Below are 2,002 nucleotides of genomic sequence, written 5' to 3'. Positions count from 1 at the left end.
TGACGCGCAGGTTGATGGAGAACAGCGCGATCATGGTGAGAATGGAGGCGAGCAGATTGAGAATGCCGAAGCGCAGATTGAGCAGGGCCGTGACGAGACCCGCCGCGGCGGCCGCGGCCATGGCCGCCAGCGTCGCCAGCCACGGGTTGACGCCGGCCAGAATCAGCACCGCCGCAGTGGCTGCGCCGAGCGGAAAGGAACCGTCCACGGTGAGGTCGGGGAAGTCGAGCACCCGGAACGAGAAATAGACGCCGAGCGCGACGAAGGCATAGACGAGGCCGAGTTCGACGCTGCCGAGTAGGGCGATGAGGGACATGGCGGCTCCGGGCAGTCCGGCGCAGACGGGTCTTGTCCGCCTGCGCCGGCTCCGATGCGGGATAAAAGTGCGGTCTGGACGCGGCTTATTTCACGACAGTGGTGGCCTTGGCCACAACCGCCTCGGGAATCGTCACGCCATATTTCGCGGCCGCGCCGGGGTTGATCACAAGGTTGGTGCCCTTGGCGACCACGGCGGGGATCTTGCTGGGGTTCTGGCCGCCCAGCACGTCGACGACCATGGCGCCGGCTTCCTTGCCGACATCGAAATAGTTGAAGCCGATGGCGGCAACCGCGCCGCGGGCCACGGAATCGGTGTCGGCGGTGTAGAGCGGAATCTGCGCTTCCTGCGCCACCTTCACGGCCGATTCCAGCGCGGAAATCACGGTGTTATCGGTCGGCACATAGATGGCGTCGGCCTTGCCGACCAGCGCGCGGGCGGCCTGCTGCACCGCAGCGGAGGTATTGGCGGTGGATTCCACGACCTTGTAGCCGCGATCCTCGGCAATGCCGCGGAACGCCTCCACCAGCGACACGGAGTTCGCCTCGCCGGGATTGTAGATGACGCCGAGCGTTTTGGCGGCCGGCGTGATCTCGCGGATCAGGGCGATCTGATCGCCGATGGGCGAGAAGTCCGACACGCCGGTGATGTTGCCGCCCGGCTTGCCGAGGCTCTCGATCAGGCCGGCGCCGACCGGATCGGAAACGGCGATGAACACCACCGGAATGTCCTTGGTGGCGCTGGCCACGGCCTGTGCCGAGGGCGTGGCGATCGGCACGATCACCGCCGGTTCGTCGCCCACGAACTTGCGGGCGATCTGCACGGCGGTGGCCGGGTTGCCCTGCGCGGACTCGTAAACGAAGCGGATGTTCTTGCCATCCTCGAAGCCGGCCTCCTTCAGTGCGGCCTTGACGCCGTCGCGGGCGGCATCGAGAGCCGGGTGCTCGACGATGGCGGTCACGGCCACCAGCGGCAGGTCGTCGGCACGGGCCGGCAGCACGCCGGCGGCGGCCACCAGCGCAAAGGCCAGCGCCGCCAGACCTGCCGGCAGGGCGGTGCGCGCGAGGCCGGCAAACGGGGCAAGGGCGGGGCGGGCGGTCGCCGGCCCGGGGCTGGCGGGAAGCAGAGACGCAAAGAGGGGCATGGGTCACCTTTTTCAAGAGGGCCGTGTCACCCGATCCTGCGATGGGAGCGCCCCGCGGGGCGGCCCCGACCGGACCCGGTGCCCGCACGCGGGCGGGCAGAGCGGAGGAGCGAGCGGTCGGCTGCCGGGCCCGTTCAGGCCCGCGCCGCTCCGCTCCGGCGTCACGGAGAGATATCGGCGCCACCAAAGGCGCCGGGCTGCGCGTTGTCAATTGCCGCCGGCATCGCGAAATGCCGCGCCCGCCGCTGCCGCGCCGCGCGACAGGCCGCGGCCTTGCGGCCGGAGAGCCGGCGAAGCAGACCGCCCGCGGCGCCGGTCTGCCGGATCGGAGGTCTCACCGGCCCGCCGTTCCCGGTCCCGGCCGGTCCGGCTCTGCCCGACCGGCGGCAGCCCGTTCTGAGCGGCTCCGGACGACCGTCCGTCGCCGGTCAGCGCCTCAACAGGCAGCGTCTGGCCAGTCAGCGGCTTACCGGAGTCCAGAGGCTTGCCGGAGTCCAGAGGCTTGCCGGAGTCCAGAGGCTTGCCGGAGTCCAGAGGCTTGC

Annotated in this window: 2 protein-coding genes and 1 pseudogene; all 3 read right to left on the bottom strand. The window is 70.2% G+C overall.

Annotated elements, in window-relative coordinates:
- Positions 1-316, bottom strand: a pseudogene (locus V7067_RS17640) (ABC transporter permease); the annotation flags it as partial.
- Positions 317-401: 85 nt separating this feature from the next.
- Complete coding sequence (locus V7067_RS17635; protein ID WP_334177188.1) at positions 402-1,355, bottom strand: ABC transporter substrate-binding protein; 954 nt, start codon at positions 1,353-1,355, stop codon at positions 402-404.
- 312 nt (positions 1,356-1,667) lie between these two features.
- On the bottom strand, positions 1,668-2,002 hold a 335-nt coding region (locus V7067_RS17630; protein WP_334177187.1), incomplete at its 5' end, for a hypothetical protein.

Origin of the sequence: Pseudoxanthobacter sp., assembly GCF_036822375.1 — a bacterium.
Classification (GTDB): domain Bacteria; phylum Pseudomonadota; class Alphaproteobacteria; order Rhizobiales; family Segnochrobactraceae; genus Pseudoxanthobacter.
Note: the sequence above shows the minus strand (reverse complement) of the source record. Positions and strands in the feature narration are given on the sequence as shown.